Origin of the sequence: Nonomuraea thailandensis (assembly GCF_024172165.1) — a bacterium.
Taxonomy (GTDB): domain Bacteria; phylum Actinomycetota; class Actinomycetes; order Streptosporangiales; family Streptosporangiaceae; genus Nonomuraea; species Nonomuraea thailandensis.
This window is the reverse complement of the sequence record NZ_JAMZEB010000002.1, coordinates 8,137,908-8,164,557: the sequence shown is the minus strand read 5'-3', so window position 1 is coordinate 8,164,557 and position 26,650 is coordinate 8,137,908. Positions and strand designations below refer to the sequence as shown.

At 71.7% G+C, this 26,650-nt stretch carries 22 protein-coding genes; 18 read left to right on the top strand and 4 right to left on the bottom strand.

Going from position 1 to position 26,650, the window contains the following annotated elements; all coding sequences use genetic code 11:
- Positions 1-102 precede the first annotated feature (102 nt).
- From HD597_RS41200 to HD597_RS41185, 4 genes are read left to right on the top strand one after another with little or no spacing between them, the layout of a single operon-like run.
- Positions 103-807 carry a FadR/GntR family transcriptional regulator gene (locus tag HD597_RS41200; RefSeq protein WP_253750075.1) on the top strand — a complete coding sequence of 235 codons (705 nt, stop codon included), beginning with the start codon at positions 103-105 and terminating at the stop codon, positions 805-807.
- Between the two features lie 45 nt (positions 808-852).
- Positions 853-1,605 carry a hypothetical protein gene (locus tag HD597_RS41195; RefSeq protein WP_253750072.1) on the top strand — a complete coding sequence of 251 codons (753 nt, stop codon included), beginning with the start codon at positions 853-855 and terminating at the stop codon, positions 1,603-1,605.
- Between the two features lie 3 nt (positions 1,606-1,608).
- Complete coding sequence (locus tag HD597_RS41190) at positions 1,609-1,932, top strand: hypothetical protein (protein ID WP_253750069.1); 324 nt, start codon at positions 1,609-1,611, stop codon at positions 1,930-1,932.
- Complete coding sequence (locus HD597_RS41185; protein WP_253750065.1) at positions 1,932-2,624, top strand: nucleotidyl transferase AbiEii/AbiGii toxin family protein; 693 nt, start codon at positions 1,932-1,934, stop codon at positions 2,622-2,624. The genes HD597_RS41190 and HD597_RS41185 overlap by 1 nt, the downstream gene beginning before the upstream one ends.
- On the opposite strand, the gene HD597_RS41180 is transcribed toward HD597_RS41185, so the two are convergent.
- From HD597_RS41180 to HD597_RS41170, 3 genes are all read right to left on the bottom strand, one after another.
- Positions 2,621-4,162 carry a nickel/cobalt transporter gene (locus tag HD597_RS41180; RefSeq protein ID WP_253750062.1) on the bottom strand — a complete coding sequence of 514 codons (1,542 nt, stop codon included), beginning with the start codon at positions 4,160-4,162 and terminating at the stop codon, positions 2,621-2,623. The genes HD597_RS41185 and HD597_RS41180 overlap by 4 nt on opposite strands.
- Positions 4,159-5,358 (bottom strand): tetratricopeptide repeat protein, encoded by a 1,200-nt coding sequence (locus HD597_RS41175; protein ID WP_253750059.1) that lies wholly within the window; start codon positions 5,356-5,358, stop codon positions 4,159-4,161. Before HD597_RS41175 ends, HD597_RS41180 begins: the two co-directional genes overlap by 4 nt.
- Before the next feature lie 156 nt (positions 5,359-5,514).
- On the bottom strand, positions 5,515-6,891 hold the full coding sequence (locus HD597_RS41170) for a DUF4331 domain-containing protein (RefSeq protein ID WP_253750056.1): 1,377 nt from the start codon (positions 6,889-6,891) through the stop codon (positions 5,515-5,517).
- A 217-nt stretch (positions 6,892-7,108) separates the two neighbouring features.
- On the opposite strand from HD597_RS41170, the gene HD597_RS41165 reads away from it, so the two are divergent.
- The 10 genes from HD597_RS41165 to HD597_RS41120 all read left to right on the top strand — a co-directional run bounded on the left by HD597_RS41165 (position 7,109) and on the right by HD597_RS41120 (position 18,029).
- Positions 7,109-8,830, top strand: coding sequence for an ABC transporter ATP-binding protein (locus HD597_RS41165; RefSeq protein WP_253750053.1), 1,722 nt, complete (start codon positions 7,109-7,111; stop codon positions 8,828-8,830).
- Positions 8,831-8,989: 159 nt separating this feature from the next.
- The gene (hutU, locus tag HD597_RS41160; RefSeq protein WP_253750050.1) at positions 8,990-10,639 is read left to right on the top strand and encodes a urocanate hydratase; all 1,650 of its coding nucleotides are present in this window, start codon (positions 8,990-8,992) and stop codon (positions 10,637-10,639) included.
- Positions 10,640-10,715: 76 nt separating this feature from the next.
- Entirely contained in the window at positions 10,716-11,519 is an 804-nt protein-coding gene (locus HD597_RS41155) for a MurR/RpiR family transcriptional regulator (protein WP_253750047.1), read from the top strand.
- A gap of 10 nt (positions 11,520-11,529) precedes the next feature.
- Positions 11,530-12,216, top strand: a complete 687-nt coding sequence (locus tag HD597_RS41150; RefSeq protein WP_253750044.1) for an SDR family oxidoreductase — start codon at positions 11,530-11,532, stop codon at positions 12,214-12,216.
- 32 nt (positions 12,217-12,248) lie between these two features.
- Entirely contained in the window at positions 12,249-13,415 is a 1,167-nt protein-coding gene (locus HD597_RS41145) for an allantoate amidohydrolase (protein ID WP_253750041.1), read from the top strand.
- Positions 13,406-14,731: a formimidoylglutamate deiminase gene (locus HD597_RS41140; RefSeq protein ID WP_253750023.1), complete on the top strand. Its 1,326-nt coding sequence runs from the start codon at positions 13,406-13,408 to the stop codon at positions 14,729-14,731. The genes HD597_RS41145 and HD597_RS41140 overlap by 10 nt, the downstream gene beginning before the upstream one ends.
- Entirely contained in the window at positions 14,728-15,876 is a 1,149-nt protein-coding gene (gene hutI, locus HD597_RS41135; RefSeq protein ID WP_253750020.1) for an imidazolonepropionase, read from the top strand. Before HD597_RS41140 ends, hutI begins: the two co-directional genes overlap by 4 nt.
- Positions 15,877-15,982: 106 nt before the next feature.
- Positions 15,983-16,924 (top strand): sigma-70 family RNA polymerase sigma factor, encoded by a 942-nt coding sequence (locus tag HD597_RS41130; protein ID WP_253750017.1) that lies wholly within the window; start codon positions 15,983-15,985, stop codon positions 16,922-16,924.
- A gap of 101 nt (positions 16,925-17,025) precedes the next feature.
- On the top strand, positions 17,026-17,247 hold the full coding sequence (locus tag HD597_RS41125; protein WP_253750014.1) for an alpha/beta fold hydrolase: 222 nt from the start codon (positions 17,026-17,028) through the stop codon (positions 17,245-17,247).
- 20 nt (positions 17,248-17,267) lie between these two features.
- Positions 17,268-18,029, top strand: coding sequence for an MOSC domain-containing protein (locus HD597_RS41120; protein ID WP_253750011.1), 762 nt, complete (start codon positions 17,268-17,270; stop codon positions 18,027-18,029).
- Positions 18,030-18,169: 140 nt separating this feature from the next.
- Here HD597_RS41120 and HD597_RS41115 read toward each other — a convergent pair whose 3' ends face one another.
- Positions 18,170-19,096 (bottom strand): ABC transporter substrate-binding protein, encoded by a 927-nt coding sequence (locus HD597_RS41115; RefSeq protein ID WP_253750008.1) that lies wholly within the window; start codon positions 19,094-19,096, stop codon positions 18,170-18,172.
- A 210-nt stretch (positions 19,097-19,306) separates the two neighbouring features.
- Between HD597_RS41115 and HD597_RS41110 the strand changes: the two genes are divergently transcribed.
- The 4 genes from HD597_RS41110 (at position 19,307) to HD597_RS41095 (ending at position 26,647) form a co-directional block, all read left to right on the top strand.
- The gene (locus tag HD597_RS41110) at positions 19,307-20,659 is read left to right on the top strand and encodes an ammonium transporter (protein ID WP_253750006.1); all 1,353 of its coding nucleotides are present in this window, start codon (positions 19,307-19,309) and stop codon (positions 20,657-20,659) included.
- Positions 20,656-20,994: a P-II family nitrogen regulator gene (locus tag HD597_RS41105; protein ID WP_103955876.1), complete on the top strand. Its 339-nt coding sequence runs from the start codon at positions 20,656-20,658 to the stop codon at positions 20,992-20,994. The genes HD597_RS41110 and HD597_RS41105 overlap by 4 nt, the downstream gene beginning before the upstream one ends.
- Positions 20,995-21,238: 244 nt before the next feature.
- On the top strand, positions 21,239-23,464 hold the full coding sequence (locus HD597_RS41100) for a [protein-PII] uridylyltransferase (protein ID WP_253750004.1): 2,226 nt from the start codon (positions 21,239-21,241) through the stop codon (positions 23,462-23,464).
- Positions 23,465-23,629: 165 nt separating this feature from the next.
- Complete coding sequence (locus HD597_RS41095) at positions 23,630-26,647, top strand: sensor histidine kinase (protein WP_253750001.1); 3,018 nt, start codon at positions 23,630-23,632, stop codon at positions 26,645-26,647.
- The last annotated feature ends 3 nt before the right edge of the window (positions 26,648-26,650 follow it).

Sequence of the window (26,650 nt, the reverse complement as noted above, 5' to 3'; positions counted from 1 at the left end):
TGAAGCGCTTTCCCGTTAATTGGGCTAGTCTCAGACCATTGATCAGCATGGCGGGATCGCTTGTCAAGACCTGAGGACACGTTGGACGAGTCGGCGCGTTTGATGACGGTGTTGCGCCCTGTCAGGGCGGGCAACGCCTTCGAGGAGACCGTGGAACGGCTGCTCCAGGCGATCAAGCTGGGCGTGGTCCCGCCCGGTCACAAGCTGCCCCCCGAGCGCGAGCTGGCCGTCCAGCTCGGCATCAGCCGGGTGACGCTGCGCGAGGCCATCCGCGCGCTGTCCGACGCCGGCTACCTCGACGTACGGCGAGGGCGGTACGGAGGAGCGTTCGTCACGTACGTGCCGCCCAAGCCGGACGCCGGCGACCTGCGCCAGGCCGTCAACGAGATGGGCATGGCCGAGCTGTCGGACGCGCTGACCTTCCGGCTCGCCGTGGAGTGCGGCGCGGCCCAGGTGCTGGCCGCCTCCGAGCTCGCGGAGGACAGGCGGGCCGTGCTCACGCGCCGGCTCGCCGAGCTGAACGGGGCGGGGCTGGAGGACTACCGCCGCCTCGACACGGCCTTCCACCTGTCCATCGCGGAGCTCACCGGCTCCACCCTGCTCGCCACCACCTGCGCCGACGCCCGCTCGCGGGTCAGCGACCTGCTCAACGCCATCCCGATGCTGCAGGTCAACCTCGACCACGCCGCCGTGCAGCACCAGGCCATCGTGGACGCCATCCTCGCCGGGGACCCCGAGGCGGCCCGCCAGGCCGTGGCCGAGCACCTGGAGGGGACGGCCGCGCTGTTAAGGGCGTTCCTGTCCTGAGCCCGGGAACTTCCGCGGGCCTCGTACCATCAGAACCAGGGTCATATGGGCAACTGGTTTCAGCAAAGCATCGTCGCCACGGGACGGCTCCCGCTGTTCTGCTACTTCGTCATGCTCATCGCCGCCTTCATCGCCACCCGCATCAACGTGCGGCTGATCAGGGCGAAGATCGGCTGGTTCCGCAACGTCAACGTGGGCGAGATGCACATCCACCACGTGGTGTTCGGCGTGGTGCTGATGTTAGTGGGCGGGGTCACGCTCATCGTCTCGCCCGGCTCCCAGATCGGCACCGCCGTCGCGGCCTCCGTGTTCGGCGTCGGGTCGGCGCTGGTGCTGGACGAGTTCGCGCTCATCCTGCACCTGCACGACGTGTACTGGGAGGAGGAGGGGCGCACCTCGGTCGACGCGGTCTTCATCGCGGTCGCCGTGACCGGGCTGCTCCTCATCGGGCTGCGCCCGCTCACCTGGGACTACGGCACCCCGGTCAACCCCGCCGCGCTGATCGTGGCCAACCTGGCGCTGGCCGTCGTCACGCTGCTCAAGGGGAAGATCTGGACGGGGATGGCCGGGCTGTTCGTGCCGCCGATGTTGCTGGTGGGGGCGATCCGGCTGGCGCGGCCGGGGTCGCCGTGGGCCCACTGGTTCTTCGCCAGGCGGTCGCCCAGGAAGATGGCCCGGGCGATCCATCGGGAGGAGCGGTGGCGCAGGCCGGTGATCAGGGCGAAGATCGCGTTCCAGGAGTTCCTGTCCGGGCGTCATGATCTGCCTTCCACGCGGCGGGGTCGTCGGCATACTTGAGCCATGGCGCTCCCCTCGCGGTACGAAGGACTGGACGAGAAGATCCCTGGTTCCCTGGGCGACCTTCGTGGTCCGGCCGAGGGGGTGGTGCCCCTGCCACCGCACCTGGTGTGGTCGGGGATGACCGAGTTCGACCTCGCCGAACCCATGATCCGGATGTCGATGTACCGCATCGTGATCACGACAGGGTGCAGGACCGACTACGAGACCTACCTCAACGCGGGCCACCTCAGGGGTGACTGGGCACTGCTGCGCAGGGGGCTCGGGCCGGCCTACCGTCACGCCTGGGAGAAGAAGCTCCCGCTGTGGCGGGAGGCGGCCGTCTGATGCGCCTGCCGCCTTTCCAGGAGCGGCTGCTCGATGCCGTCGCGCCGATGTGCGAGCGTTTCGGGCTGGTGCTCGCGGGTGGTTACGCCATCAGAGCGCACGGGTTCACCGATCGGCCCAGCAGGGATCTCGACTTCGCGACCGGCGCGGAGATCCCTCTGCCCGACGTGGCCGAGGGCGTGGTGGGAGCCTTCCACGCGGCCGGGCTGCGCACCTCGGTCATCGAGATCACGCCGCGCATGGGCCGGCTGATGGTGGAGGACCCCGCGACGGGCGAGACCTGCGAGTTCGACCTCATGCGCGAGGCACTGCAGCAGCGGCCCGTCACCTGCGGGACGGTCGGGGTGCTCGGTCTGGACGACGCCGTCGGCCTGAAGATGCGTGCCCTGCACGAGCGCTGCCTCCCGCGCGATGTCATCGACGTCGCCGCCGTCTCCCATCTGTACACCTACCGGGCGCTCGAACGGCTCGCCGCCGTGCACCACGAGCACTTCTCGGTGCACGAGCTGCTCATGCGGCTGGAGTTCGTCGACCTGATGGGCGACGAGGGGTTCGAGGCCTACGGCCTGGACGAGGAACGGGTCAAGGAGATCCGGCGGTTCGCGCAGGGCTGGATAGACGACATCAAGCTGCGCCGGGCCGACGACGGTGACGTCGACTACGACTCCGACGACGTCCCGGAGCTCGACTAGAGGGACGCCACCGAGCGCAGGGCCAGGCCCGCCCCCAGCAGGACGACCATGGCGGCCGTGCCCAGCGGAGCCAGGCCCGAGACCCTGGCCGCCAGGCGCCGGCCGGCCGAGGCGCGGGCTTCCAGCCGGTCCACGAGCTTGACCAGCAGCAGGCCCGTGACGGTGAGGGTGGCGGCCATGCCGACGCCGTAGGCGGTCACCAGCGCCACGCCGAACCACGTCCGGCCGAGCGCGATGGCGCCGAGGAGCACGATGAGGGCCGAAGGGCTGGGGACGAGGCCGCCCGCGACCCCGAGCCCGATCAGGCCCGCCCGCTTGCTCTTGCCGGAGTCCGGCCCCTGCTCGTCACCCCCGTGCCCATGCCCGTGCCCATGCCCATGCCCGTGCCCATGCCCGTGCCCATGCCCATGCCCGTGCCCATGCCCATGCCCATGCCCGTGCCCGTGGCCGTGCCCGTGGCCGTGCCCGTGCCCGTGCGGGGAGGGACGGCGGGAGTTGAGGAGGAGGCGCAGGCCGATGGCGGCGATCAGCACGCCGCTGGCCACCCCCAGCCAGGCCAGCACCGACTCCCCGGCCAGCGCCGTGAACACCGTCAGCAGCAGCCCCACCACCAGCACCCCTGCCGTGTGCGTGGCCGTCACCGTCGCGCCCACCACCAGCGCGTCGCGCGGGCGGCCGCGGCGACCCGCCAGGTACGCCGCCATGATGGTCTTGCCGTGCCCGGGGATCAGCGCGTGCCCGGCCCCGAGCATCACGGCCAGCCCCACCGCCAGCAGCCCCAGCGGCACCGTCAGCGAGTCCGAGCCGATCAGCTCCGTGAACGTCCGGTCCAGGGCGGACAGCGCCTCGCCGAGCGGGCCGCCGATCTCGACGCCGAGCCCGCTCCCGCCGGACGGCGTGCCGCCGGTGGGGGCCTCGGGGCCGGCGGGCAGGCCCAGGGCGGGACCCGAGGCGGTGAACGTGGCCACGCGCTGGTCGAGCGGGGCCGACAGCAGGTCGTCGGGGTAGGCCCACAGCTCCTGGCTGATGCTGGTCCCGGGCACCGAGGAGCCGGTCAGGCGCACGCCGTCCCCGATCGCGGTGATCTCGCGCCAGCCGATCCTGTCCTGCTCGAACCCGTCGGTGAACCTCACGGCCCCCGAGGCGCGGACTTCCGCCACGAGCTCACAGGACAGGCGGCTGGTCTCCAGGCCCCCTTCTCCGGGGGCGTAGGCGAACGCGGAGCCGGTCACGCGCCACGGCACCGCCCGGCCGGCCACCTCCAGCCGCTGGGCGCTCGCCAGGGCGGCGCAGCGGCGGGTGGCGTAGGCGGCGTCGACCTCCGGCCTTGCCTGCCGGGTCGGCAGCTCGGCCAGGTCCACTACGGCGTGGTTGCGCACCTGGGAGGGCGAGACCCGCAGGCCGTTGTAGTGGTTGACGGTGAACCACCCGAGCGGGTGGAGGGCCGTCCCTGTCCGGGCCTGGGCCGTGCCCGTGAGCAGGACGGTCGCGGACAGCGTGAGGAGCAGGGCCGCCAGGGCGAGCCGGACCGCCCTCATGAGAACCTCGCCAGTGCGGACAGCGCCGGGTCGAAGCCGGGGTCCACCCGCGCGTCGCGGCCGAGTGCCTGCTCGATCTTGGCGCGGTGGTAGGTGATCAGCGGGTTCCGCCAGCCGGTGGCGGTGGCCTCCTTGGCGTAGCGGAGCGCCTCGGCAGATCTGCCCGCCTTGTGCAGCGCCCATGCCAGGGCGTCGGCGGCGACGAGGTTCGGGTTGCGGGCGTACTCGGCCCTGGCGTGCTCGACGGCCTGCTTCGGGTCGCCGTGGTCGGCCAGGAACTCGGCCCGCGTCAGGTCGTCGCGCACGCCCGCGGCCTCGAAGAGCTCGCGCTGGGCGTCGAGCAGCGTCCAGTCGGCCGGCAGGCCCGCCTTGATCCGGGTCTCGCCCTGCTCGATGAGGTACTGGGGCAGGGGCAGCCGCTGGACGACGCTCTCGTAGAGGTCGAGCGCCTCGGTCAGGCGGCCGCCGAGCGCCGCCGCCCTGGCCTGGCCGGCGAGGGCGGGGGTGTAGGCGGGGGAGGCCTGCAGGGCCCTGGCGTACCAGCCGGTCGCCGTCTCCAGGTCGCCCGCGTGCAGCGCCAGCTCACCCAGGTAGTAGCGGCTGTAGGCGAGGTCGGCCGGCGACCAGGCGTCGGCGTGGGCGTACTCGAGGTACCTGCGCGCCCCGTCGCGGTCGCCGCGCAGCTCCGCCGCGTACGAGGCGCGGGCGAAGGCGGCCACCCCCGGGCGCAGGCCCAGCATCTTGTCCACGGCCTGCTGCGCGCCCTTCAGGTCCCCGAGCTGGGTCCTGGCGTCGGCCAGCACGCCGTAGGCCCCGGCCCCGTACGGGTTGGCGCCGATGGCGCGCTCGGCCAGCCGTACGGCGTCGCGGAACTCGTGGCGGCCGGCGGCCAGCGCGGCCTGGCCGGTGAGGACCGCGTCGTCGCGGTCGTTCAGCTTGGCGGCGGTGGCGAGCGCGCCTTCCGCCTTGGTGTAGAACGCCGGGTCGCCGGTGACCCTGGCCTGGTCGACGTACTGGAGGCCGAGCTCGGCCCAGCCGCGGTGGTCGGCGGGCAGGCGCTTGAGCCGCTCCTGCAGCGTCTCGCGGCGCGGCTGGCCCGCCGCCGGTTCGGTGGCGGGGGAGGAGGAGAAGGAGACGATCGTGAAGATCAGCGCCCCGACGAGGGCGATGCCGGCGAATATCGCGAACGTGCGCATGTGCCACGGCTCCGAAGCTGGGTGTGGGGCCGGCCGGCCGTGACGGGGAGCACGGCCGGCCGGCCCTTTTCTGTGGCGGCAGACGATGGGAGACGGGAGGTCTGCCGCCTGGGGAGTGACCGGCCGGCTTGGAGAGGGAACCGGCAGGTCAGGTGGTCATCGCTGGTTCACTGCCACGTTGCTCGGCAGCGGGATGTACGGGAACGTCTTGTCGAAGGGCTTGTCGTTCGCGTCCACCTTGTCCGTCAGGCCGGGGATGAGCTTGCCGCTCTGGGCGGCGCCGGCCACGGCCTGCAGCTCGATGTCCACGACGTCGTCGGCGAGCCGGCGGCCGTTCGGGAAGCCCTGCAGGTCGCCGCCGAGGACGCCGAGCCTGTTCGGGTCCTTGGTGACGGGGATCGACATGTTCAGCCGGAGCTGCTCGGAGCCGCGCTGCTTGCCGGCGTCCTTGTTGAGCGACTGGGCGTTGAGGTCGGCCTTGATGGGGCCGTTGTTCTTGGCGATGCCGCTCAGGAAGATCTGGACCAGGTCGTTGCGCGGGGTCGCGGGCGCCTTGATGCCGTAGATGGACTCCAGGAGCCTGGCGACCTCGGGGTTGGTGACCCGGTCGACCAGCGCCTTGACGTCCGCGTCCTTGGACGGGTCGAGGGCGTTGTAGGCGTCCTTCATGCCGGAGGCGGCCACCAGCTCGTTCACCAGCGGGTTGCACAGGCGGGAGACCTGCACGAACGAGTTGCCGTTGAACTTGTCGGTGGTGGAGCAGACGCCGATCACCGGGTTGCGCTTGGGGTCGCCCTTGAGCGCCAGGTCGGCCTGGGGAACCTGGATGGCCACGGTGTTGACGTTGTACCCCTTGAGGGTGTCCTGGCCGACGAGCGACAGGTCGCCGCCGTAGAGCAGGTCGAACACGCGCAGGTCGAGGAAGAAGGCCTCGTCCGCCTGCCCGGAGTAGGTCTTGCCGCCGCCGGGGAGGTTCCTGATCGCCTGGTTGCGCAGGGTCGCGTAGTTGGGCATGGAGGCGGCGCCGACGTTGCTGGGGGCGACGATGCCGTCGCTGACCAGGGTCTTGGAGCCGCCGGGCGTGATCCGCTTGAGCGTGTAGCGCTGGCGGAAGAGCAGGTTCTCGTCGTTCAGCGAGGTGACGGGGCCGTTGTTGTACAGGAACGTGGTGTTGCCGCGCTTGTCCTCGTTGCGGAACGTCCACTCGTACACGATGTCGGACTTGCCGTCGCCGTCGTTGTCGATCTTTATGTTGTGCCGCGACCTGGTGGCGAACGGGTAGAAGTTCGGGCCGCCGTTGGGCTCCTCGAAGGGGATCCAGTTCGAGATCAGGGTCACGGAGTCGGGCTTGTCAGGGCTGACGAACGCGTACACGTCGGTGTTGTCGTGCTGCGGGTCGTTCGAGATCGCCGGGGCCTCGCGGTGTGAGGAAGCGGTGCCGGAGTCGGTGCGGAGCACGGCCATCGACGAGGCGGCGACCGCTACGGCGAGACCAAGTCCGACTAGAGCGCGCCGGTTGATCCGGAGCTCCATGTTCGGTCCTTTCGGGAAGGGCTGATCGTGACGTTCGAGGTTCCGGCCGGATTCCTCGACGCCCTATTCGTCCGCGGGCCGCTGCCGGATGTCGGTCTCCTCCTTGAGAATGAGTGTCAACCAAAGTTGACATACTTAGGTCGTCAATTTAGGTTGACTCTGTCTCGGGGGTGCAGAACGGGACGCTCTGTTCGTTGGAGAGAAGTCGAGAAATATCGTGAGAGGAGATGTGGTGGTCAAGGAGCTGCTGGCCTACGTCCGCCCGCACCGGAGAGTCCTCGTCCTGGGCGGGTTACTGAGCCTGATCGGCTCGGCGGCGGGCCTGTCGATGCCGTTGCTGGCCAAGTACGTGGTGGACGCGTTCGGCCAGGGTGGGTCGATGGCCGGGCCGCTGATCTGGCTGACCGTGGCGGTGCTGGTCGGCGCCGTCGTCTCGGCCGGGGGAAGCTACCTGATGGAGCGCACGGGCGAGGGCATCGTGCTCGGCGCCCGGCGCAGGCTCGTGGACCGGCTGCTGCGGCTCAAGGTCGCCGACGTGGACCGGCTCAAGCCCGGCGACCTGCTGTCGCGGGTGACCGGTGACACGACGTTGCTGCGCGCCGTGCTGACCAACGGCATCGTGGAGTCCGTCAGCGCGGCGTTCATGCTGGTCGGCGCGATCGTCTTGATGGCAGCGATGGACGGCGTGCTGCTGCTGGTCACGCTGCTGATCGTGGTGCTGATCGGCGGGCTGGTCGCGCTCATCATGCCGAAGATCCAGCGGGCGCAGTCGCACGCCCAGGAGGCCGTGGGCGAGATGGGCGCGGTGCTGGACCGGGCGCTGCAGGCGTACCGGACGGTCAAGGCCAGCGGCGCCGAGGAGCGGGAGATCGCCGTGGTCGGCGAGGCCGCCACGCGGGCCCGTGACCGCGGGCTGCAGGTCGCCGGCTGGACGTCGCTCGCGGGGGTGGCGACGTGGATGGCGGTGCAGATCGCGTTCCTGGCCGTGCTGGCGGTGGGCGGCGCGCGGGTCGCCTCCGGCACGCTGGAGGTGTCGTCGCTGATCGCGTTCCTGCTCTACCTGTTCTACCTGGTGCCGCCGATCGGGCAGCTCGTGCAGGGCGGGGTGCAGCTGCAGCAGGGGCTCGCCGCGATGAAGCGGATCAAGGAGATCGAGGAGCTGCCGGCGGAGCCGGTCAGCGTCGCGGCGGCGGAGGACGGCCGGCCGGCCGGGGTGCGCTTCCAGGACGTGGTCTTCAGGTACGGCGACGACCGGCCCGTGGTGCACGACGGCGTGAGCTTCGAGGTGCCGCCCGGCGGCATGACCGCGCTGGTCGGGCCCTCGGGGGCGGGCAAGTCCACGGTGTTCGCGCTGCTGGAGCGCTTCTACGAGCACCAGGACGGCACGATCCTCGTCGACGGCAGGGACATCCGCGACTGGCCGCTGGCCGAGCTGCGGGCCGCGCTCGGCTACGTCGAGCAGGACGCGCCCGTGCTGGCCGGCACGCTGAGGGAGAACCTGTTGTTCGCCGCCCAGGACGCCACGGAGGACGAGCTGCGCCGCGCGATCGCACGCACCCGGCTCGACGACCTGGTCGCCAGGCTGCCCGACGGGCTGGAGACACCGGTCGGGCACCGGGGCGTGCTGCTGTCGGGCGGCGAGCGGCAGCGCGTGGCGATCGCCAGGGCGCTGCTGCGCAAGCCCAGGCTGCTGTTGCTCGACGAGGCCACCTCGCAACTCGACGCGGTCAACGAGCTGCGCCTGCGCGAGGTCATCGCCGAGGTCGCGCAGGAGACGACGGTGCTGGTCATCGCGCATCGCCTGTCCACGGTGACCAACGCCGACCGGATCGTGGTCATGGAGGCGGGCGGCGTGCGGGCCGTGGGCACGCACGACGAGCTGGTGGGCGAGGACGAGCTCTACAGGGAGCTGGCGGCCACCCAGTTCCTGGTAGGTTGACGCCCCCGCCGAAGCCGAGTCCTGCGGCGGCAGGCTGGTCGACGGCATCGCCGCCAAGAAGGGCGGCCAGACCTACGGCCCGGTCTTCCACTGCGGCTGAAGCCGGGATTCGGGTTAGTCTCTTCGTGAATGGGTTCATTCACGAAGGGACCACCACCCATGAGCAGGACAGTCCGCGCCCCGCGAGGCACCACGATCACCGCGAAGGGCTGGCCTCAGGAGGCCGCGCTGCGCATGCTCCAGAACAACCTGGACCCCGAGGTGGCCGAGCATCCCGAGCAACTCGTCGTCTACGGCGGCTCGGGCCGGGCGGCGCGTGACTGGCCGTCGTTCGACGCGCTGGTCAGGACGCTGACCACGCTGGAGGGCGACGAGACGCTGCTGGTGCAGTCCGGGCGCCCCGTGGGCGTCTTCCGCACCCACGAGTGGGCGCCCCGGGTGCTCATCGCCAACTCCAACCTGGTGCCCGACTGGGCGAACTGGGAGGAGTTCCGGCGGCTGGAGGCGGCCGGGCTCACCATGTACGGGCAGATGACCGCGGGCTCGTGGATCTACATCGGCACCCAGGGCATCCTTCAGGGCACCTATGAGACGTTCGCCGCGGTGGCCGAGAAGCGCTTCGGCGGCACGCTGGCCGGCACCGTCACGCTCACCGCCGGGCTCGGCGGCATGGGCGGCGCCCAGCCCCTGGCGATCACCATGAACGGCGGCGTGGCCATCTGCGTCGACTGCGACCCGCGCTCGGTGTCGCGCCGCATCGAGCACCGCTACCTCGACGTCGAGGCGGCCTCACCGGAGGAGGCGCTGCGGCTGGCGTACGAGGCCCGCGACGCCCGCAGGCCGCTGTCGATCGGCGTCGTCGGCAACGCCGCCGAGATCGTGCCCGGCCTGCTGGCCCGCGGCGCGGAGATCGACATCGTCACCGACCAGACCTCCGCCCACGACCCGCTGATGTACCTGCCGCTCGGCGTGGCCTTCGAGGACATGGCCGCCGAGCGCGACAAGGACCCGGCCGGCTTCACCGAGCGGGCCCGCACCTCGATGGCCAGGCACGTCGAGGCCATGGTGGGCTTCAAGGACGCCGGGGCGGAGGTGTTCGACTACGGCAACTCGATCAGGGGCGAGGCCAGGCTGGCCGGCTACGCGCGCGCCTTCGACTTCCCCGGCTTCGTGCCCGCCTATATCAGGCCGCTGTTCTGCGCCGGCAAGGGCCCGTTCCGCTGGGCCGCGCTGAGCGGCGACCCGGCCGACATCGCCGCCACCGACCGGGCCGTCCTGGAGTTGTTCCCCGAGAACGAGGCGCTGGCCAGGTGGATCACCAAGGCGGGGGAGAAGGTGCACTTCCAGGGCCTGCCCGCGCGCATCTGCTGGCTCGGCTACGGCGAGCGCGACGTCGCAGGCGAGAGGTTCAACGACATGGTGGCCTCCGGCGAGCTCCAGGCCCCGATCGTGATCGGCCGTGACCACCTCGACAGCGGCTCCGTCGCCTCCCCCTACCGCGAGACGGAGTCCATGGCCGACGGCTCCGACGCGATCGCCGACTGGCCGCTGCTCAACGCCATGCTCAACACCGCCTCCGGCGCCGCCTGGGTGTCCATCCACCACGGCGGCGGTGTCGGCATCGGCCGCTCCATCCACGCCGGCCAGGTGACGGTGGCCGACGGCACCGCCCTGGCCCGCGAGAAGCTCAACCGGGTGCTCACCAACGACCCAGGCACCGGCGTGATGCGTCACGTGGACGCGGGTTACGAGGAGGCCGCCAGGGTGGCCGAGGACAAGGGTGTACGTATTCCGATGCGGGAGTCGTGACTCTGTAACGGGATGAGAATGTCGGGTCTGCGGCGTTGGAGGTGGCGTGGCGGACGGATATCACGGTGGGCTTGACGTGCTCCTGGATGGCCGGAGGCTGTCGCCCGTACAACGGAGGATCGCGCACTATCTCGGCGAGCACCTGGACGAGGCGATCTTCCTGTCCAGCGTGGAGCTGGCGGAGCGGGCCGGCGTCAGCCAGCCGTCCGTGACCAGGTTCGCCATGGTGCTGGGCTTCGCCGGCTACCCCGAGCTGCGGCAGGCCCTGCGGCCGCTGGTGCTCGGGGGCGGGGTCGAGGCGCCGCAGGAGAGCCTGCTGCGCGGCGCGATCGACTGCGAGATCCGCAACCTCGCCCTGGTCAGGGAGCGGCTGGCGGCGTTCCCGCTCAAGGAGCTGGGCGAGCACCTGGCCGCCGCCGAGCCGCTGCCCGTGCTCGGGCTGCGCGTCTCGTGCGGGCTGGCCACCACGTTCGCCTACTACGCCCGCCGCATCCACCCCGACGTGCGGCTGCTCACCCACGGCGGCTCCGAGCTGGTCGACGGGCTGCACGCGGCCCGCAGGGCCGGGGCCGAGTGGGTGGTGGCCGTGGTCCTGCCGCGTTACCCGGTGGAGGTGCTGCAGGGCCTGGAGTACGCGGAGAAGCTCGGGCTCCGCGTGGCCGCCATCACCGACAGGCCCGACTTCCCCGCCGAGATCGTGCTGGACGCGCCCGTGGGCGACCGGCTCGTGTTCGACTCGCACGCGGCGCCGCTGGCGCTGGCCATGGCCCTGGTGGAGGCCATGGCCGACGCGGCGCCGCTGCGCACCCAGGCCAGGCTCGACGAGTACGAGCGGATGACCGAGGAGACCGGCACCTTCCACCCCGGCGAGCTTCAATAAGCTGCCTCCCATGACTGATCGACCGAAGGCGCTGGTCACCGGCGCCTCCAGGGGTGTCGGCGCGGCCGTCGCCAGAGCCCTGGCCCCGACCCACGACGTCCTGCTCGGCGGACGCGACGAGGCGGCGCTGGCCGCCCTGGCCGCCGAGCTGCCCGGCTCCCGGCCGTGGCCGGTGGAGCTGACCCGGGTCACGGCGGCCGACGTCGAGGGCGTCGAACGGCTCGACGTCCTCGTGCACAGCGCCGGCGTCAGCGTGCTCGGCCGGATCGCCGACACGCCCGCCGAGGTGTGGCTGCGGACCATGGAGGTCAACGTCGTCGCGGTCGCCGAGCTGACCCGGCTGCTGCTGCCCGCGCTGCGCGCCGCCGGGGGGCACGTCGTGTGCGTCAATTCGGGCTCGGGCCAGCGGGCCAACCCCGACTGGGCCTCGTACGCGGCCAGCAAGTTCGCGCTCAAGGCGTTCGCCGACGCCTTGCGGCTGGAGGAGCCCGCGCTCCGGGTCACCACCGTCTACCCGGGCCGGACCGCCACCGACATGCAGCGCGGCGTGCGCGACTACGAGGGAGGGGAGTTCGAGCCGGAGAAGTACCTCAAGCCGGAGACCGTCGCCAGGGCCGTGCTGGCCACCGTCACGGCCGGGCCCGACGCCCACCTCACCGAGCTGACGCTGCGCCCCCGGGGAGGGCCGGTCAACTGAGGTGAATGGATCCATTCACTAGAGTTGGGTCCATGCTTGAGCAACTCGCGCACCTGGGACGAGATCCGGAGACCGGCGGTTATGTTCGCGACGCGTGGTCGGAGGCCGACCTGGAGCTGCGCGAGTGGTTCGCGGGCGAGGCGGGGCGGCGCCGGCTGACCTTGCGGGAGGACCGCAACGGCAACCTGTGGGCCTGGTGGGGCACCCCGTCGCCGGAGCGCCCCGGCGTCGTCACCGGCAGCCACCTCGACTCCGTACGGCAGGGCGGCGCGTACGACGGCCCGCTCGGCGTCGTGTCGGCCTTCGCCGCGCTCGACCTGCTCCGCGAGCGGCACGTGACACCGTCCGTCCCCCTGGGCGTGGCCTGCTTCACCGACGAGGAGGGCGCCAGGTTCGGCGTGCCGTGCGTGGGGTCGAGGCTGCTCACCGGGGTGCTCCCGCCCGAGCGGGCGCTCGCGCTCACCGACGACGACGGCGACACCCTGGCCGACGTGCTGAAGCGGGCCGGGCGCAGGCCCGGCGGGCTCGGGCGCGACGACGAGACGCTGGCCGCCGTCGGCACGTTCGTCGAGCTGCACGTGGAGCAGGGCCGCGGGCTCGTCACCGAGGGCCGTCCCGTGGGGGTGGCCAGTGCGATCTGGCCGCACGGGCGGTGGCGCTTCGACTTCCGCGGGCGGGCCGACCACGCGGGCACCACCAGGCTGGCCGACCGCGACGATCCGATGTTGCCGCTGGCCCGCATGGTGCTGGCCGCGCGCGAGGCGGCCGAGCGCCGCGGGGTGGTGGCCACGATCGGCAAGGTGCGCGTCTCTCCCGGCAACGCCAACGCCATCCCCGGCCTGGCCTCGGCCTGGCTGGACGCGCGCGGCGCCGACGAGGACGCCGTGCGCGCCCTGGTGGCCGAGCTCTCCGAGGGGGCGCAGGTGCGCGAGGAGTCGTGGACCCCGGTCGTCGCCTTCGACACCGCGCTGAGGGACCGGATCGCCCGGGCCGCCGGCGGCGACACGCCCGCGCCGATCCTGCCCACGGGCGCCGGTCACGACGCCGGGATCCTCGCCGCGGCAGGCGTACCGAGCGCGATGTTGTTCGTCAGGAACCCCACCGGCGTGTCCCATTCCCCCAGCGAGCACGCCGAACGGGCAGACTGCGAGGCGGGAGTCGTGGCACTCGCGGACGTGCTGGAGGAGCTGTGTCGCTGACCTACTGGTGCGAGCGGGCCTGGCTGCCCGACGGAGTCGCCGACGACGTGCTCGTCGAGATCGACGGCGCCAGGATCAGTCGCGTCGACCAGGGCCCGCCCGGGTCGGCCGAGCGCCTGCCGGGGCTGACGATCCCCGGCCTGGCCAACGCCCACTCCCATGCCTTCCACCGCGCGCTGCGCGGCGCCACCCAGCGCGGCCACGGCGACTTCTGGACCTGGCGCGAGCACATGTACGAGGTGGCCGGCCGCCTCGACCCCCACTCCTACCAGCGGCTGGCCACGGCGGTCTACGCCGAGATGGCGCTGGCGGGCATCACGTGCGTGGGCGAGTTCCACTACCTGCACCACGACCAGGGCGGGCGGCCGTACCAGGACGATCCCAACGCGATGGGCCACGCCCTCATCCGCGCGGCCCGCGCCGCCGGCCTGCGCATCGCGCTGCTCGACACCTGCTACCTCTCCGGGGGCATCGGCGTGCCCCTGTCCGACGTGCAGCTCCGCTTCAGCGACGGCGACTCCGAGCGCTGGGCGGCCCGGGCCGAGCTGCTGGCGGCGGCCTACGAAGGGCAGCCCGACGTGGAGATCGGCGCGGCCGTGCACTCCGTGCGGGCGGTGCCGCCCGAACAGATGCCGGTCGTCGCGGACTTCTCCCACCGGCACGCGGCCCCGCTGCACATGCACGTCTCCGAGCAGCGGGCGGAGAACACCGCCTGCGTGGAGCGATACGCCGCCACGCCCGTCCAGGTCCTGCACGAGCACGGGGCACTCGGGCCGCGCTCGACCGCCGTGCACGCCACCCACCTGACCGACGTGGACCTCGAACTCCTCGGGCAGTCGGGCACCTACATCTGCATGTGCCCCACCACCGAACGCGACCTCGCCGACGGCATCGGCCCCGCCAGGGCCGCCGCCGACAGGGGCGCGCGCATCACGCTGGGCTCCGACAGCCACGCCGTGATCGACCTGTTCGAGGAGGCGAGGGGCATGGAGCTGAACGAGCGGCTGGCCAGCAGGAAACGCGGCCACTGGCCCGCCGCCGACCTGCTCGCCGCGGCCACGGGCGCGGGCCACGCCTCGCTCGGCTTCCCCGACGCCGGCCTGCTCGTGCCCGGCGCCTGGGCCGACCTGGTGTCGGTGCGGCTCGACTCCGTACGCACGGCGGGCGCGTCCGGGCTGGAGGCCGTGGTGTTCGCGGCCACGGCGGCCGACGTGCACTCCGTGGTGTCCGGCGGCCGGCGGGTGGTCGCGCAGGGCAGGCATGTGCTGGGCGACGTCGCCGCCCTGCTGACCAAGGCGATCGAGGAGCTGCGATGAACACCACCACGCTGATCGACCGGATCGGGCTCCTCTATACGGGCGACCCCGAACAGGAGGAGATCGCCGACGCCGCGCTCGTTCTCGAGGACGGCCTGGTCGCCTGGTGCGGCCCGGCCGCCGAGGCTCCCGCCGCCGACGAGCGCGTGGACGCCGGAGGGCGGGCGGTGATCCCCGGGTTCGTGGACAGCCACGCCCACCTGATCTTCGCCGGTGACCGCACGGCCGAGTTCCAGGCCCGCATGTCCGGCGAGCCGTACACCGGTGGCGGCATCAGGACCACGGTCGCCGCCACCCGCGAGGCCGGCGAGGCCGAGCTGGCCACGCACGCCTACTCCCTGGTACGCGAGATGCGCGCACAGGGCACGACCACCGTGGAGATCAAGAGCGGTTACGGCCTGTCCGTCGAGCACGAGCGGCGCTCGCTGGAGATCGCCACCACGCTCACCGACGAGACCACCTTCCTGGGGGCGCACGTCGTGCCGGCGGACCAGGACGCCGACTCCTACGTGCGGCTCGTGGCCGGGGAGATGCTGGAGGTGTGCGCGCCGTACGCCAAGTGGGTGGACGTGTTCTGCGAGCGGGGCGCGTTCGACGGGGACCAGACGCGGGAGATCCTGTCGGCCGGGCTGAAGGCGGGGCTCGGCGCGCGCGTGCACGCCAACCAGCTCACCGAGGGGCCCGGCGTGCGCATCGCCTGCGAGCTGGGCGCCGCCTCCGCCGACCACTGCACCCATCTGACGGCGGCCGACGTGGACGCGCTCGCCTCCGCGGAGACGGTGGCGACGCTGCTGCCGGGCGCCGAGTTCTCCACCCGGTCGCCGTACCCGGACGCGCGGCGGCTGATCGACGCCGGGGCGACCGTGGCGCTGGCCACCGACTGCAATCCGGGCTCGTCGTTCACCTCGTCGATGGCGTTCTGCGTGGCGCTGGCCGTGCGCGAGATGCGCATGACGCCGCTGGAGGCGATCAGGGCGGCGACGTACGGAGGGGCGCGCGCGCTGCGCCGTACGGACGTAGGCTGGTTGCGGCGCGGAGCTCGCGCGGACCTCGTCATCCTCGACGCCCCCTCCTACGTGCATCTGGCCTACCGGCCCGGCGTTCCCCTCGTTCACCAGGTGTTCCACGGCGGTCTCCTCCTTTAGGAGGACATCCAGAACCATCCCGCAGGCGTAGTTGTTGAGGGAATCTTTGCTTCTGGCCGGACGTTGGCCGGGTATAGAACGCAGCTGCGGAACGAGGTGCCTGGGGATGGCAAGGCCTACGGGGAGTCGCACGCAGGAGCAGCACGTCGCTGATCGCGATCTGCTGGGGACATATCTGGCCGAGATCGGCCGGGTCCCGCTGCTCACGGCGGAGGAAGAGGTGGAGCTCGCCAAGCGGATCGAGGCGGGCCTCTTCGCCGAGCAGCTGCTCGACAGCGGGGGCTCGGAGCCGCGGATCGGGGACGCGGCCGACGAGGAGCTGGAGCGCCTGGCCATCTCGGGCCAGCGGGCCAAGGACGAGTTCATTCAGGCCAACCTGCGCCTCGTGGTGGCGGTGGCCAGGAAATATTCGGGGCGGGGGATGCCGCTGATCGACCTGGTCCAGGAGGGGAACCTGGGCCTGGTACGCGCGGTGGAGAAGTTCGACTACCGCCGGGGGTACAAGTTCTCCACCTACGCCACGTGGTGGATCAGGCAGTCGGTGGGGCGGGCCATTCACGAGCAGGCCCGGCCGGTGCGGCTGCCGACGCACGCCGGGGAGCAGATGACCCGGCTGATGCGGGTGCGGCGCGACATGCTGGCGGAGTTCGACGCCGAGCCCACCGATGACGATCTCGCCGGGATCCTCGACCTGCCGATCGAGCGGGTCCGCGAGCTGCGGCGCTGGGCCTCCGACCCGGTCTCGCTCCAACTCGGCGTGGGCGACGAGGACGAGACCGAGCTCGGCGACATGATCGCCGACGAGACGTGGGCCGATCCCGAGCAGCAGGCGATCGACATCCTGGAGCGGGAGCGGCTCGACCAGTGGCTCACCGGGCTGGAGGGGCCCACCAGCGAGATGCTGCGCTGGCGGTACGGGCTGGTCGACGGGCGCGAGCACACGTTGACCGAGGTGGGCGAGCGGTACGGCATCGGCCGCGACCGGGCCCGCCGCATCGAGCGGGACGCGCTGGCGCGGTTGCGCAAGATGGCCACCGCGGCCGCCTGACAGGCTTTTCCGGCGGGCTGTCGCCGACGCACCTGGGGAGGTGGCGCGTCGGCGGCGGCCCGTCCTTCGTTTCCCGGCCGGCCGCCATCGACGCCAAGGACATGATCGCCATCGAGCCGCAGCTCACCGTGCTGACCGTGCCGACGCTCCTGGTGTGGGGCACGGGCGACACGTTCTTCGACCTGAGCTGGGCGCGCTGGCTGCGCGACACGATCCCGGGCGTCAGGGAGATCGTGGAGATCGAGGGCGGGCGGTTGTTCTTCCCCGAGGAGCGGGCCGGCGAGCTGGTGCCTCACCTGCGGAGGTTCTGGGCCCAGGGATAGGCGGGCATAAGATCGGCGGCATGCGGGTCGAGACACTGCGCCGTTATCCGGTCAAATCCATGCTGGGGGAAGAGGTCGCCGAGGGCCGGGTGACCGAGCGCGGGCTCGCCGGGGACCGGGCGCGGGCCGTGCTCGACGTCGCGACCGGGAAGATCGCCAGTGCCAAGAACCCCCGGCTCTGGCGCGGCCTGCTGGCCGTCGAGGGCGCGCGGGCGCCCGGCGACGCGGAGCTGTCGGAGCTGCTCGGGCGCGAGGTCCGGCTGATCGACGTGCCGCCGGAGGGCGCCGCGCTGGAGCGGTCGGTGCCGGAGCGGGTGCTGGCCGAGGGCATCGAGGCCGAGGTGCCGCACACCATCACCACGCTCGGGACGGGCTCTCCCGAGGGCACGTTCTTCGACTTCGCGCCGATCCACCTGATCACGACCTCCACCGTCGAGCGGATCGGCGTCCTCGGCCCGCGCGGGCACGTCGAGGCCCTGCGCTACCGGCCGAACCTGGTGATCGCGACGGAGCCCGAGGGCTTCGTGGAGAACGACTGGGTGGGGCGGGAGCTGCACGTCGGCGAGGACGTGGTGCTGCACGTCATCGTGGCCAGCCCGCGCTGCGCGGTGCCGACGCTGGCGCACGGGGCGCTGGAGCGCGACACCGACGCGTTGCGGACGGTGGCCAGGCACAACCGGGTGCCGGTGTTCGACCTGGAGCCGCAGGCCTGCGCGGGGGTGTACGCGCGGGTCCTGCGGCCCGGGGTCGTCAGGAAGGGTGACCCTGTACGACTCGGCTGACCGCTGACGTCGTCAGTGCTCGGCCGACAGGCTTCGTCAGCACTCGCCCGCCGGGCGGCGTCGTTCGCACCCGGCCGGCCGGCGGTGTCGTTCGCACGCGTCGGCCGGCGTCGTCAGGGCGGGCGGCCCGGTGGCGCGGCTCAGGCGAGCGGCGTCAAGTGCTTGTCCAGGTCGTCGAGGATCTTGCCGGCCGCGGTGACGCCGATCCCGGTCATCCAGATCTCGTCGTCGACGTTGAAGGCGTGGCCGGCCTCGACCGCCTTGAGGTTCTTCCACAGCGGCCCGGCCGTGATCTCGGCCTGGGACTTGGCCGCCGCCTCGCCGTACGCGGTGTAGAAGATCGCGTCGGCGTCGCCCTTGGCGACGTTCTCCTGGCTGATCTTGCCGAAGCGCTTGTCCTCCTGGTCGGCGAGCTGCTGCGCCTCCGGCCGCGGGATGCCCGCGTCGCCCAGGACGATGCCGCTGAACGACTCGGGGCCGTACAGGCGGATTTCGGTCGGCATGAAACGCACGATGCCCACCTGGAGCTTCGAGAACCTGCCGCCCACCTCCTTGGCCCGCGTCTCGTACCCGGTCAGGAGCTGCTGCGCCTGGTCCTTCTTGCCCAGCGCCTCGGCGTCGAGCAGGAAGTTCTCCTTCCAGGTGATGCCGACCTTCTCGGTGAACACGGTCGGGGCGATCTTGGCGAGCTTGTCGTAGAACGCCGCCTGCCGGAACTTCGAGCCGAGGATGAGGTCCGGCTTGAGCGCCATGATGGCCTCGATGTTGAGCTGCTGGAGCGTGCCGACCGGCTTGGTGTCCGCCAGGGCGGAGCCGAGGTATTCGGGCCAGGTCTGGTTCTCCTGGGCCTGGGCCGCGCCGACGGGGGAGAGGCCGAGGGAGACCATCGTGTCGAGCTTGTCCGTGTCGAGCACGACGACGCGCTTCGGGGTCATGGGCACCTTGGTCTCGCCCATGGCGTGCTTGACGGTCCTGGTGGGACCGGCTTCCTGGCTGGTGGTGGAGGTCCCGCACGCGGTAAGCGCTAACACGGGGAGCATGGCGGCGATGGCCAGGCGGAGGCGCATGAGCTGTTCCTTGATCGCTTAGGTTAGGCAAGCCTAAGTATCGCATGCCCGGTTTGGCAAAGCCGAAATAGGCCCGGTGATGAGCCCGAAACGAACGTGAAACACCAGCGCGGCGAGATTCACGAATGTGAAACACGCCTGGTCGAGCCACGAAACCCCAGGAGAACACGCTGTGGCCACACGTCACATGTAAGAAGGAGGGTCGCTTCGATGATCGACAGCGGCACTACCGCCTGGATGCTGGTATGCACCGCCCTGGTGCTGCTGATGACTCCGGGCCTCGCGTTCTTCTACGGGGGTATGACCCGGGCCAAGAGCGTTCTCAACATGATGATGATGTCGTTCGTCGCCATCATCGTCGTGACGGTCGCCTGGGTCCTGTACGGCTACTCCCTCGCGTTCGATACTGCCGGCGAAGGCGGCGGTATCAACCAGATCATCGGAGGACTCGACTACGTCGGTCTGAGCGGGGTCTTCAACGCCGTCTATGAGGGCCTGATCGTCGAGGGCGGAAACGTGACGGCCGAGGCCGCCGCCGCCGACAACTTCCCGCTGATGGTGTTCTCCGCCTTCCAGCTCACGTTCGCCATCATCACCGTCGCGCTGATCAGCGGCGCCATCGCCGACCGGGCCAAGTTCGGCGCCTGGGTGCTGTTCTCCCTGGTGTGGGCCACGGTGGTCTACTTCCCCGTCGCCCACTGGGTCTGGGGCGGCGGCTGGCTGACGCAGCTCGGCATCGAGGACTTCGCCGGCGGCACGGTCGTGCACATCAACGCCGGCGCCGCGGCCCTCGCCCTCGCGCTCGTCCTGGGCAAGCGCACCGGCTGGCGCAAGGAGCCCATGCGGCCGCACAACCTGACCCTGGTGCTGCTCGGCACCGGTCTGCTGTGGTTCGGCTGGTTCGGCTTCAACGCCGGCTCCGAGCTGGCTCCCGACCAGACCGCCGGTCTGGCCTTCATGAACACCCAGGTCGCCACGGCCGTCGCCGCCGGCGCCTGGCTCGTGGTGGAGAAGCTGCGCGACGGTCACGCGACCACGCTCGGCGTCGCCTCCGGCGCGGTGGCCGGTCTGGTCGCCATCACGCCCGCCTGTGGTTTCGTCGACCCGTGGGCGGCCGTGGTCATCGGCCTGCTCGCCGGTGTGGGCTGCGCCTACGCCGTCGGCCTGAAGTACAAGCTCGGCTTCGACGACTCCCTCGACGTGGTCGGCGTGCACCTGGTCGGCGGTGTGATCGGCGCCGTCGCGCTGGGCTTCGTCGCGGCCTACCCGTTCCTGCCCGGCCAGAACAAGGGCATCCTGATCGAGGGCGGGCAGATCAGCCAGCTCGGCCTCCAGGTGCTCGGCCCGGTCGCCGTCGGCGGCTACTCCTTCGTGATGTCCTGGGTCATCGGTAAGATCATCGACAAGACCATGGGCTTCCGCATCCCGCAGGAGGCCGAGGTCACCGGCGTGGACGTCTCCACCCACGCCGAGACCGGCTACGACCTCGGCACCGTTTACGCCTCGGGCGTGAGCTCCCCCAACGGTCCCACCACCCCGGCTCCCAAGAAGGTGGACGCATGAGGCTCATCACGGCGATCATCAAGCCCTTCAAGCTCGATGACGTGAAGGCCGCACTCGAACAGTTCGGCATCAAGGGCATGACGGTCAGCGAGGCGAGCGGCTACGGCCGGCAGCGCGGCCACACCGAGGTCTACCGCGGTGCCGAGTACCAGGTGGACCTGGTGCCGAAGGTCCGCCTGGAAGTCCTCGCCGAAGAGGATGACAGCGAGGACGTGATCGACGTCATCGTCAAGGCGGCGCACACCGGCAAGATCGGTGACGGCAAGGTCTGGTCGGTGCCGGTCGACACCGTCATCCGGGTGCGCACTGGGGAGCGGGGTCCGGAGGCCCTGTGATGGATCCGCAGCGAAGCGAGGACATCCGTCACAGGGGGGTGTCCTCGCGGAGCGAGGCCATCAGGTACGGGATGGATCCGCAGCGAAGCGAGGACATCCGTCACAGGGGGGTGTCCTCGCGGAGCGAGGCCATCAGACGCGTGATGAGCTCGGCCGAGGGTGTCCGGGTGAACGGGTTTTCCATGGATCCGCGGCGAAGCCAGGACAACGGTGTCCTGGCGGAGCTCGGCAAGGGGGCACGACAGTGAGGGGAGAGGCCCGTTCGTACGCCGCGGCCCGCAAGGAGCGGACCGCGGACACCGATCGCTGGCTCAAGGATCTCTTCCGCACGGCGAGCGACGGCGACCACGTCTCACTGGTCGCCGTCGGGAGCCTCGGCAGGGGGGAGCCGGCGCCTGGCAGCGACCTCGACCTGGTGCTGCTGCACAACGGCCGGGCCGACGTGGCCAGGATCGCCGACCGGATCTGGTATCCGATCTGGGACTCGGCGGTCAGCCTCGACCACTCCGTACGCACGGTGGAAGAGGCGGTCTCCGTCGCCAGGCAGGACCTCAAGGCCGTGCTGGGCCTCATCCAGGCCAGGCACGTGGCCGGCGACCCCGACCTGACCAGGAAGGCCAGGGAGGCGGTGCTGGCCGAATGGCGGGCCGACTCCCGGCGCAGGCTCGGCGAGCTGCGCGAGGCCGCCGACAAGCGGGCCCAGGCCAGCGGTGAGCTGGCCTTTCTCCTGGAGCCCGATCTCAGGGACGGCCGCGGCGGGCTCCGCGACGTGCAGGCGATGCAGGCCGTGGCCGCCGCCTGGGTCGCCTCGGCGCCGGGGCCGCGGGCGCGGGAGGCGTACGAGTTCATCCTGGACGTGCGGCACGCGCTGCACGTCGTGACCGCCCGCGGCACCGACCGGCTGGTGCTGCAGGAGCAGGACGCGGTGGCCGGGCTGCTCGGCCTGCTGGACGCCGAGGCCCTGATGCGCAGGCTGGCCGAGGCCGGCCGGACCATCTCCCACGCTTTCGACGCCACGTGGCGAACCGTTGACAGGCTGGTGTCAGGGCCCGCTCCGCGAGGGCGCCGCCCGCTGGCCGACGGCGTGGTCGAGCACGGCGGCGAGGTGGTGCTCGCCCGTGGGGTCGACCCGCGCAAGGACCCGGTCCTGGTGCTGCGGGCCGCCGCCGCGGCGGCCGACTCCGGGCTGCCGCTCGCGCCCGCCACGGTGTCCGTCCTGGCCGCTCAGTCGCCTCCGATGCCGGTGCCGTGGCCGGAGGAGGCGCGTGACGCGCTGGTGTCGATCCTCGGCGCCGGGCGCGCCGCCGTGCCCGTGTGGGAGGAGCTCGACCAGGCGGGCATCCTTGTCAAGCTGCTCCCTGACTGGGAGCGGGTGCGCCACCGCCCGCAGCGCAACCCGATTCACCGCTTCACGGTCGACCGCCACCTGATCGAGGCCGCCGCGAACGCCGCCAGCCACACGCGCGAGGTCTCCCGTCCCGACCTCCTGCTCATCGGAGCTCTGCTGCACGACGTGGGCAAGGGCTGGCCGGGCGACCATTCGGCCACCGGCGAGGTCGTCGTGCGCGACATCGCCACCCGCATCGGCCTGCCGCCGCAGGACGTCGAGACGCTGGCCACGGTGGTACGCCATCACCTGCTGCTGCCCGAGACCGCCACGCGCAGGGACCTCGACGACCCCGTCACGATCGAGAAGGTCGCCGCGACCGTCGGCTCGCGGGAGGTGCTCGACCTGCTGGCCGCGCTGGCGGTCGCCGACGGCAACGCGACCGGCCCCGCGGCCTGGAACGGCTGGAAGGCCGGCCTGGTCGCCGACCTCGTGCGCCGGGTCAGGTCCGTGCTGGCGGGCTCGCCGCCGCCCAAGCCCCCGACGCTCTCGCCCGAGCAGGCCGGGCTGGCCCGCCACGGCGGTGGCGCCGTGCGCGTGAACGGGGGAGCGGTCACGGTCGTCGCGCCGGATCGTGTGGGCCTGCTGTGGAGCGCGGCCGGCGTGCTGTCGGCGCACCGGCTCGTCGTGCGCTCGGCCTCCTCCGCCTCCGCCGGATCGACGGCGGTGATCGAGTTCTCGGTCATCCCCGAGTACGGTTCCCCTCCGGACCCCGCGACGCTGGAGTCCGACCTGCGTCTCGTCCTTGCTGGACGTCTTGACATCGAACAACGGCTGGCCCGCCGCACCCGCTCGGTGCGCCCGCCCCGCGTACCAGTGGCTCCACCTCGGGTGACGCTGGTCGACGACGCCTCCGCGACCGCCACCGTGGTGGAAGTCAGGGCCCATGACAGGCCGGGACTTCTGTGGCGCATTGGACGGGCGTTCGGTGAGTGTGGTCTTGACGTGAGAGCCGCCCGCGTAGAGACTCTCGGCGCGGAGGCGGTGGACGTCTTCTATGTTGTGGACCGCGCTGGTCGCCCCCTCAGCGACGAAGCGCAGAGGGCTCAAGTCCGCGATCAAGTCCTTGCCGCGCTGCGATAACCAACAACACACAACTACCGGTCACGTTTGTAACGATTGTGTCCGATATGCCTGTTAAGTCAGATGCTGCGGATACCTTGTGGACGGCTTATGACCCGTTGCGAACGGGACGAATGAGGGGTAGCGGGAGCGGTGACTACGGGGAATTCGGGCGGTGGCCCAGCCTTGCGACAGGACCGCGGCAAGCGGTCGCTGTCGCGGCTCGGCCTGAGAAACTGGCGCGTGAGGTGGCGGCTCACAGCGCTCATCCTGGTGCCGACCATCGCCGCCGTCGTGCTCGGGGGAACACGAGTGGTGGAGTCGGTCCAGAGCATCGACGTCTACGACCGCACCGCCACCGCGGCGGAGCAGGCGGGCCGCATCCGCGACCTCGTACAGGCGATCGGCCTGGAGCGTGACACCGGAGGCTGGATCGGCGCCAACCGCGCGATGCGCAAGGAGCTCGCCGCCGACTACACGCAGCGCAAGGCCGCCGTCGACACGCTGGTCAAGACCGTACGCTCCGACCTCGACGCCATGGACGACTCCTACGGCCCGCGCGTGGTCAGGGCCGCCGCCCAGGCGAGGTACGACCTGAGCCGCCTGCCGAAGATCAGGACCGAGGGTCAGACCGACACCATCCGGTACAACTTCCTCACCGACACCCTGCTCAACCTGCACGACGAGCTGGCCCTGCTGTCGGACGACTCCCAGATCGTCGGCCAGTTCCGCGCCCTGAGCGCGCTGGCGTCGGCCAAGGAGGAGATGTCCCGCCAGCGCGTCCAGCTCATCCAGAACTCCTACAACCCGAACAACGCCGACGCCAAGGACGTCGAGCAGTTCATCGCGTCGAACGCCCGGCAGCAGGCGGACATCGCCTCCGTCGGCGCCGAGGCCGGCGTCGAGTTCGGCATGGAGCTGTCCAAGGCGCTGACCTCCAAGCAGGAGTACGTCAACGTCCAGCTCACCAAGGCGCGCGCCATCGCGCTGGTCAGCGGCAGGGCGCCCGGCGCCCGCATCACCGAGAACCTCATCTCCGCCAGGGCGGAGCGCCTGGACTGGTTCAAGGAGAACACGGCCGCCATCGACGTGCTGCACGGCATCGAGAAGGATCTGGCCGGCGGGGTGGGCCTGCGCAGCCAGGAGCTGCGCTCCGCCGAGACCCGCAACGCGATCCTCGCGGGCTCCCTGATCGTGGCGCTGCTGATCGTCGTCCTGCTCCTCACCGTCGCCATCGCCCGCTCGATGGTCGGCCCGCTGCGCCGGCTGCGTACCGAGGCGCTGGAGGTCGCCGGCTTCCGGCTGCCCGACGTGGTGCGCCAGCTGCGCGTCAGCGGCGACACGAGCGTGCGCGACGTGGCGCCCATCGAGGTCGAGGGCAACGACGAGATCGGCGAGGTGGCCCGGGCCTTCGACCAGGTGCACCGGCAGGCCGTACGCCTGGCGGGCGAGGAGGCCGAGCTGCGCAGCAACATCAGCTCGATGTTCGTCAACCTCTCGCGCCGCACGCAGACGCTGGTCGAGCGGCAGATCTCGCTGATCGACGGCCTGGAGAAGGGCGAGGAGGACGGCCGCAGGCTGTCCGACCTGTTCAAGCTCGACCACCTGGCCACCCGCATGCGCCGCAACTCCGAGAACCTCCTGGTCCTGGCCGGCCACGAGGCCACCCGCCGGCGCAGCCAGCCGGCCAAGCTGGTCGACGTCGTGCGCGCCGCGCTGTCGGAGGTCGAGGGGTACGAGCGCGTCCAGGTGAAGGTGCACCGCGCCACGTCCGTGCTCGGCAGCTGCGCCAACGACCTCGTCCACCTGGTCGCCGAGCTGGTCGAGAACGCCATCCAGTTCTCCCCGAGCAACTCCCAGGTCACGGTCACCAGCGCGCTCATCGAGGGCGGCGGCGCCCTGCTGTCGGTCAGCGACACCGGCATCAGCATGACCGAGGACGAGCTGGCCGAGGCCAACCGCCGCCTGGCCGAGCCGCCCGTGGTCGACGTGTCGGTCTCCCGGCGCATGGGCCTGTTCGTGGTCGGCCGCCTGGCGCTGCGCCACGGCATCCGGGTGCAGCTGCGCAAGGGCGAGGGCGCCGGCCTGATCGCCATGGTGCTGCTGCCGCCCGCGCTGATCGCCGACGGGACGCAGCAGCCGCTGCCGCAGCGGCCCGCGTTCGGCGGCGGCACCGTGCCCAGCCAGCCCGCGGCGCCGCTCGGGCCGCCCTCGCCGAACGGGTCGTTCCGCTCGTTCGCCAGCTTCGACTCCTTCGACGCGGGCCCGGCCAGGCAGGGACCGCCAGAGAACGGCAGGCCGCGGCACGCCGGGCCCCCTTCAGGGGGCTCCCTCGACACCGGCGCGCCCGCGCAGGGCACGGGAGCGTTCGGCGGCGGTGCGCCCGCGCAGGGCGCCGGCACGTTCAGTGGCGGCGGCGCGCCCGGCCAGGGCACCGGCGCGTTCCCCAGCGGGGCCTTCAACAGCGGCTCGTTCGACAGCGGCGCCGCCAGGCGCGGACCGCGCTCGTACGACAGCACGCCCGGGCCGGGTTCGTTCAACTCCGACCCCGGCAGGGCGGGCGTCAACGGCTTCACCGCGGACACCGACGGCGGCTCCTACCGCAGGCAGCCGGCCTCGCAGGACCCCGGGTCGTACCCTTCGTTCCCGAGCGCGCCCTCCTACCCGTCTGGTAATGGCGCGTTCCAGACGCCGCCTCCGGCGTACCCGACGAACGACGTACGGCAGCCGGATCCGGCGCCGTCGGTGGACGTGTCGCCCCTGGAGCAGGAGCAGGAGGAGTTCCTGCCGATCTTCGCCTCGGTGGAGTCGGCATGGTTCCGCAGGCCACAGGGTGAGGCCGGCCGACAGCCGGCGGCCGCGGAGGAGCCCGGTGGTGAGCCCGGCCCCGTACAAGCCGTACCCTCTGGGGAGGAAGCGTGGCGAACGGCCGCGGATGCCGGATGGCAGGCGGCGGCCAAAGCCAGCGAGCCCAGCCTCGGTGGCATCACCGCCGCCGGGCTCCCCAAGCGGACCCCGAAGGCCAACCTGGTGCCGGGCACGGCGAGCCAGCCCGCGCAGCCGCAGCCGCAGCAGCAGCCGCAGCGGCAGGCGCCGATGCCCCCGGTCTCAGCGGACCGGATGCGCAGCAGGATGGCCAGCTATCAGCAGGGTGTCCGACGGGGCCGCCAGGAAGTACGTGGACAGGAGGAACGAAGTGAGTAAGCG

What these genes read in the sequence shown, in the direction of transcription:
- HD597_RS41200 (WP_253750075.1), top strand. Translation starts at nt 103, where the DNA reads ATGACGGTGTTGCGCCCTGTCAGGGCGGGCAACGCCTTCGAGGAGACC.
- HD597_RS41195 (WP_253750072.1), top strand. Translation starts at nt 853, where the DNA reads ATGGGCAACTGGTTTCAGCAAAGCATCGTCGCCACGGGACGGCTCCCG.
- HD597_RS41190 (WP_253750069.1), top strand. Translation starts at nt 1,609, where the DNA reads ATGGCGCTCCCCTCGCGGTACGAAGGACTGGACGAGAAGATCCCTGGT.
- HD597_RS41185 (WP_253750065.1), top strand. Translation starts at nt 1,932, where the DNA reads ATGCGCCTGCCGCCTTTCCAGGAGCGGCTGCTCGATGCCGTCGCGCCG.
- HD597_RS41180 (WP_253750062.1), bottom strand. Translation starts at nt 4,162, where the DNA reads ATGAGGGCGGTCCGGCTCGCCCTGGCGGCCCTGCTCCTCACGCTGTCC.
- HD597_RS41175 (WP_253750059.1), bottom strand. Translation starts at nt 5,358, where the DNA reads ATGCGCACGTTCGCGATATTCGCCGGCATCGCCCTCGTCGGGGCGCTG.
- HD597_RS41170 (WP_253750056.1), bottom strand. Translation starts at nt 6,891, where the DNA reads ATGGAGCTCCGGATCAACCGGCGCGCTCTAGTCGGACTTGGTCTCGCC.
- hutU (WP_253750050.1), top strand. Translation starts at nt 8,990, where the DNA reads ATGAGCAGGACAGTCCGCGCCCCGCGAGGCACCACGATCACCGCGAAG.
- HD597_RS41150 (WP_253750044.1), top strand. Translation starts at nt 11,530, where the DNA reads ATGACTGATCGACCGAAGGCGCTGGTCACCGGCGCCTCCAGGGGTGTC.
- HD597_RS41145 (WP_253750041.1), top strand. Translation starts at nt 12,249, where the DNA reads ATGCTTGAGCAACTCGCGCACCTGGGACGAGATCCGGAGACCGGCGGT.
- hutI (WP_253750020.1), top strand. Translation starts at nt 14,728, where the DNA reads ATGAACACCACCACGCTGATCGACCGGATCGGGCTCCTCTATACGGGC.
- HD597_RS41130 (WP_253750017.1), top strand. Translation starts at nt 15,983, where the DNA reads ATGGCAAGGCCTACGGGGAGTCGCACGCAGGAGCAGCACGTCGCTGAT.
- HD597_RS41125 (WP_253750014.1), top strand. Translation starts at nt 17,026, where the DNA reads ATGATCGCCATCGAGCCGCAGCTCACCGTGCTGACCGTGCCGACGCTC.
- HD597_RS41120 (WP_253750011.1), top strand. Translation starts at nt 17,268, where the DNA reads ATGCGGGTCGAGACACTGCGCCGTTATCCGGTCAAATCCATGCTGGGG.
- HD597_RS41115 (WP_253750008.1), bottom strand. Translation starts at nt 19,096, where the DNA reads ATGCGCCTCCGCCTGGCCATCGCCGCCATGCTCCCCGTGTTAGCGCTT.
- HD597_RS41110 (WP_253750006.1), top strand. Translation starts at nt 19,307, where the DNA reads ATGATCGACAGCGGCACTACCGCCTGGATGCTGGTATGCACCGCCCTG.
- HD597_RS41105 (WP_103955876.1), top strand. Translation starts at nt 20,656, where the DNA reads ATGAGGCTCATCACGGCGATCATCAAGCCCTTCAAGCTCGATGACGTG.